The following is a 5,370-nucleotide window of genomic DNA, read 5'->3' on the forward strand; positions in this document are numbered from 1 at the left end:
GATCGGGGGGAAAATCCCTGGACTTTTTCCCTGAAAATTAGGTAACTGACCACCTGAAAATAGGTAAAACCCCACACCCCACACCCCACACCCCACACCCCACACCCTGCCCCTAGGAAAAGCTTTTTCAGCAAACCCTAAGTGGTGTACTCGGCGTTAATTTTGACGTAATCGTAACTAAGATCGCAACCCCAGGCCGTACCTGTTCCCGAACCGTTACCGATACAGATAGACATTAAAACGGTATCTTCTCGTAAATAAGCCCCGCTTGCTGCCGCTTTCAGGTAATTACTGGCACTAGCTCGATCGAACGCCAGAGGTTGGCCATTTTCCATCATCACGAAGTCGCCTAACTTAATTTGCAGGTCTTCTTGATGGAAGACAACCCCGGCCCGGCCCGCGGCCGCCGCAATTCGTCCCCAGTTGGGATCTCGACCGAAAACCGCCGATTTTACTAAGGAAGAACCGGCAATGGTGCGAGCAATCTGACGAGCGGACTGATCATCGGCCGCCCCCGAAACCCGCACTTCTATTAAACAGGTGGCCCCTTCCCCATCCCGGGCGATCGCTTTGGCCAGGTATTGACAAACTTCCGTTAACATGGCCTCTAACTTTTGGGCATCCCGGCCCATTTCTGTGATCGCCGTGGTGCGCGATTGACCATTAGCCAAGGCGATCAGACTGTCATTGGTACTGGTGTCCCCATCCACCGTAATCTGATTAAAACTTTTATTAGCCGCCCGACTTAACATATTTTGCCAGAGAACCGTCGATACTGCGGCATCACAGGTAATAAAGGAGAGCATCGTCGCCATATTCGGGTGAATCATCCCCGATCCCTTGGCAATTCCCCCAATTGTGACCGGACGACCATCGATGGTGGTTTGCAAGGCGATCGATTTGGGGACTAGATCCGTGGTCATAATCGCCCGGGCCGTGCTTTCGCCGCCATTTTCCGACAATAAACCCGCTAAGGTCGGTAAAGCGGCGGTTAACGCATCCATGCGAATCCGTTGCCCGATCACTCCCGTAGATGCCAGCAAAATTGCATCGGCGGGAATCCCTAAAACTTGGCTCAAGGCGGCGGCACTATCGAGAGCATCTTGCCATCCAGCTTCCCCCGTGGCGGCGTTTGCTTGGCCGGCATTACACAAAATCGCCCTGGCGCTGGCTTTAGTTTGTAGGCGTTGACGGCAATAATCGACGCAAGCGGCCCGCACTTGACTGGTGGTAAAGACTCCTGCGGCGATCGCTTCTGTTTCCGAGACAATTAGGGCTAAATCGGGCAAACCGGACGGTTTTAGCCCCGCGGCCATCCCTGCGGATTTAAATCCTTTTGGGGCGGTGATCCCCCCCTCTATTTCCTGCCAATCGGCCATTTTCTCCCGTCTCCTACTCAAATTCGACGATCGATTATAGCAAGTAAAAAGCCAAAAAGTAGCAAAGGGTTTGACCGTTGCGGGTTGGGGAGAGGGGAGTGGGGAGCATAAATAAAAATAATCCAGGAGTCTCGGAGTCTCCTGTGTTCTGATTAAGCTGTCTCTTGGGCAGCGGCTAATTCCTCCAGTTTTCCCTGTTGATCCTTGGCGATACAGGATTGGATCACTTCTTCGATATCGCCGTCTAAAATGCGATCGAGGGAAAAATTCTGATTTAAGCGATGATCGGTGAGACGATTATCCTTATAGTTATAGGTGCGAATTTTTTCCGAACGGGAACCAGTTCCCACCTGAGAGCGTCGCATGGAACTGACCGCTTCCTGTTGTTCCTGTAACTTCATATCGTACAGTTTCGCCCGGAGAATCTGCATAGCTCGTTCCCGGTTTTGCAATTGCGATCGCTCCTCGGTACAAAAAACTCGGATTCCCGTGGGTTTATGGATTAAATCGACGGCAGTTTCCACTTTATTGACATTTTGACCGCCTGCCCCCCCGGATCTAGCCGTGGTTAACTCAATATCCTTGGGATCGATATGCACTTCCACATCGTCCACTTCTGGCATAATCGCCACGGTAGCGGTAGAAGTGTGGACGCGACCACTGGCTTCCGTCAGAGGAACCCGCTGCACCCGATGGACTCCCGCCTCAAATTTCAGCTTACTATAGACGTTATCGCCTTTAATCTCTAAAATTGCCTCTTTAAATCCTCCCATATCCGCCTGAGATTCACTCAAAAGGCTAACTTTCCAGTTTTGAGTTTCGGCATATTTTGAGTACAAGCGAACTAAATCCCCCGCCCAAATACTGGCCTCATCACCTCCGGTCCCAGCGCGAATTTCTAGCATGATATTCTTTTCATCGAGGGGATCCCGGGGCAGCAGCAGAATTGTTAATTGGTCTTCCAAAGTGGCGATTTTTTCCTCTAATTCTGCCACTTCTAGGGCGGCCATTTCCCTTAATTCGGGATCGCCAGCGGATTCTTTGAAGATTTGTTTCGCACCGATTAAATCCTCTTGACTTTTTTGCCAAATTTCGTAGGTGTTGACCGTTTCCTCTAGGGAAGCGCGGGATTTGGCCAGACGATGCAATTCACCCGGATTACTGGTGACATCGGGATCCGCTAGACGACGGGTTAATTCTTTGTAGGTCTGTTCTACAGATTGCAGTTTGTCTAGTAAATAACTTTCAGCCATAATCGATAGCCATAAATAGGGTTAAACGGGGTTAATTGGAAGATAACCCGCAAATTCACTGGATTAGAAGCGTCTAACAGATAATAGAGACGCAATCCTTTTAATTGTCTTAATTTTCTTGGTTTGGGGTTCTTCGAGATCGGAAAAATCCCGCCCAACTGCTGACAGTCAGTCAGTTTTGCTAATACTTAGAAATATTTTTAGGCCAGCAAGCGGCAAGGGAAGACATTTTTTTCTTAACCAGATTATTCCTATATCTGAAACTATCATTTTTTGGCCGGTTTGAGCAAGTAATAGACCTCTTGCAAAAATCAAAAATCTTCCTTTAGGTGAGGAGTCTCCGAGCCAGTAGTCAGTAGTCAGGAGAATTAAGAATGAGCATTAATCAATTAAATGCTCTATTTGGTTATTTTATGCAATTTTATGCTTATTTTTCTCATTTTTGCCCTCTCAAAAATTAATTATGCAAGAACTCTGGTAAAGATGTAAAGATTTAAAACAAAGTTATCCACAGTCATCGGTTTGTTTGTAAATTTAGATACAGAATTATCAGGGTGATCTGTGTATGTCTTTACTACAATACCGCACTACTGCCGTTGTTACTTGTCCCCAAGCAAACACATGGGTACAACTCAGAATGCTTCCCTCTCCATACAGCTTTGATGAAGCGCTACTACTCTGTGAACAGGATCAGGGCCGTTGGGTGGCATGGATTCCCGATTTTGGCGAAATTATCTTGATCGAAGGGCAATTTGAGGGATAAACTAACTCTTGCTAACAATTAAAGCAGTTGACATCCTCACCGCCGTAAACGGACGGTGATTCCTCACCACGCCACCTTTTTAGGATGGTCGTTGAATGGGGTTGACGCTTCACAGGATGCTGCTACCTTAGCGGTAGTCTTACGCTTTCCGACCCGTCCGTTTTGAGTGTCCGAATGCCCTCCGGCCACTTTGAACAAGTCGAAAAAATCTAATGTTCAACCTTATTTCCTAGAAAGTTTTACTCGTTCAAGGCCGAATTTGAAGTCTTTTCTGAACAAAACCCCCTACTATCTGTTGTCAAGGTTCAGTTTTTAGCTTGGTTATCGCTTTTTCCATTGTAGCTTAAAGCCGTCCTAAAAGGACGGGGTTTTAACCCAAATTTTCGATAAACAGCGATCGATCACTTGTTTTAATACTAGAGCCGTCCAATCGATATCGGCCGCGCTGGTGTCCCTTCCCAGGGTTAAACGAATTCCCGCTAATGCTTCTCGATCGCTGTAGCCCATAGCTTTTAAAATTGGACTGGGGGAAAGTTTGCCACTATGACAGGCGGCTCCAGAACTAATACCGATTCCTGCTAAATTAAGCTGACGAACTAGCTGTTTTCCCGTGATGTGACTGTTATCGTCTGGACGGACAATAAAGCTGACGTGGTGGGGTAAACGATAGAATCGGTCTCCTGTGGGCAGCAGATAAGGATAATCGGCTAAGAGGTCAAATAATCGATCTCGCAGGGCTATTAAACGCATTTTTTCGCTAATTAAATCTTTTTGGGCTAATTCGGCCGCTAAACCGAAAGCTGCGATCGCTGGTACGGCTGGGGTTCCCGATCGCAGACCTTTTTCCTGACCACCGCCCCGCAGTAATGGTAGAATATCGACACCGGCTCTGACGTATAAAGCTCCCGATCCTTGCATTCCATAAATTTTATGGCTGGAAAGAGATAATAAATCTACGGGCAGTTTTCGCACATCAATATCGCATCTTGCCGCCACCTGCACCGCATCGGTGTGAAAAAGAACTCCCCTTTCCCTGGCAATGCTGCCCAATTCTTCAATCGGTTGTAGGGTTCCCACCTCGCTTTGTCCGTAAATAATGGAAATTAAGACCGTATCGCTTTGAATTGCGGCTTTTAGGTCTAAAGGATCGACCCTACCTTGACGATTGACGGGAAGACGAGTAATTTGCCAACCTTGCTGCTCTAATTGTTTACAGGGTTCAGCGATCGCAGAATGTTCCACACTAGAAATAATAATATGACGGGGGCGGTTATACTGTTGAGCAACCCCGATAATTGCTAAATTATCCGCTTCCGTGCCGCCAGAAGTGAAGATAATCTGGTCCGGATTGGCATTAATTAACTCTGCCACCTGTTCTCTGGCCATTTCGATGACTGTCGCCGTATCCTGTCCCCAAGTGTGTAAACTGGAGGGATTGCCCCAATGATGCTGGAGAATAGTGGCAACCCGCTCGATTACTTGGGGATGAGTGGGGGTAGTGGCACTATAGTCAAGATAAATTTGCATTATTTTACAATCTGAGAAATGAGAGCCAAGGACAAGCAGCTATGTTCAGTTTAGCGGCTTAGGTTTAACGCTCGATCGATTGTCGGGGCAGTTAAATCTTCCCCTGTCAAAAAACAGAGATGCCGGTTAAAGCATCCCCACAGAGTCGATTTTACCTCTCTTGTGTCAATCTCGGCAGCAGACCAGCAAAAGTCATCCCAAAGACAGAGCAAATATCGTCAACAATCAAAGTCATAAAACCGTTCTAAAAGCCTAGTAAACACGAAAGATAGTCAGGAACGGGGAAACTTTGAGCCATCTTAAAATGAAATAGACCTCTTGCAAAAATCAAAAATCTTCCTTTAGGTGAGGAGTCTCCGAGCCAGTAGTCAGTAGTCAGGAGAATTAAGAATGAGCATTAATCAATTAAATGCTCTATTTGGTTATTTTATGCAATTTTATGCTTATT

5 protein-coding genes are annotated in these 5,370 nt (G+C 46.9%); 1 reads left to right on the forward strand and 4 read right to left on the reverse strand.

The genetic code is table 11. The features are described 5' to 3' along the window. Positions 1–137: 137 nt before the first annotated feature. The 3 genes from argJ to O9295_RS27425 form a co-directional block, all read right to left on the reverse strand. Positions 138–1,379 carry a bifunctional ornithine acetyltransferase/N-acetylglutamate synthase gene (gene argJ / locus O9295_RS14400; RefSeq protein WP_002759624.1) on the reverse strand — a complete coding sequence of 414 codons (1,242 nt, stop codon included), beginning with the start codon at positions 1,377–1,379 and terminating at the stop codon, positions 138–140. Positions 1,380–1,531: 152 nt separating this feature from the next. Beyond that, positions 1,532–2,632, reverse strand: coding sequence for a peptide chain release factor 1 (gene prfA / locus O9295_RS14405; RefSeq protein WP_288033466.1), 1,101 nt, complete (start codon positions 2,630–2,632; stop codon positions 1,532–1,534). Beyond that, positions 2,611–2,790 (reverse strand): hypothetical protein, encoded by a 180-nt coding sequence (locus O9295_RS27425; protein WP_353851561.1) that lies wholly within the window; start codon positions 2,788–2,790, stop codon positions 2,611–2,613. Before O9295_RS27425 ends, prfA begins: the two co-directional genes overlap by 22 nt. A gap of 407 nt (positions 2,791–3,197) precedes the next feature. On the opposite strand from O9295_RS27425, the gene O9295_RS14410 reads away from it, so the two are divergent. Next, on the forward strand, positions 3,198–3,395 hold the full coding sequence (locus tag O9295_RS14410) for a hypothetical protein (protein WP_012264871.1): 198 nt from the start codon (positions 3,198–3,200) through the stop codon (positions 3,393–3,395). A 354-nt stretch (positions 3,396–3,749) separates the two neighbouring features. On the opposite strand, the gene O9295_RS14415 is transcribed toward O9295_RS14410, so the two are convergent. Next, positions 3,750–4,922, reverse strand: a complete 1,173-nt coding sequence (locus tag O9295_RS14415; protein WP_288033469.1) for a cysteine desulfurase family protein — start codon at positions 4,920–4,922, stop codon at positions 3,750–3,752. Between the last annotated feature and the right edge of the window lie 448 nt (positions 4,923–5,370).

This window comes from Microcystis sp. LE18-22.4A, from assembly GCF_027531105.1.
Classification (GTDB): Bacteria; Cyanobacteriota; Cyanobacteriia; order Cyanobacteriales; family Microcystaceae; genus Microcystis; species Microcystis aeruginosa.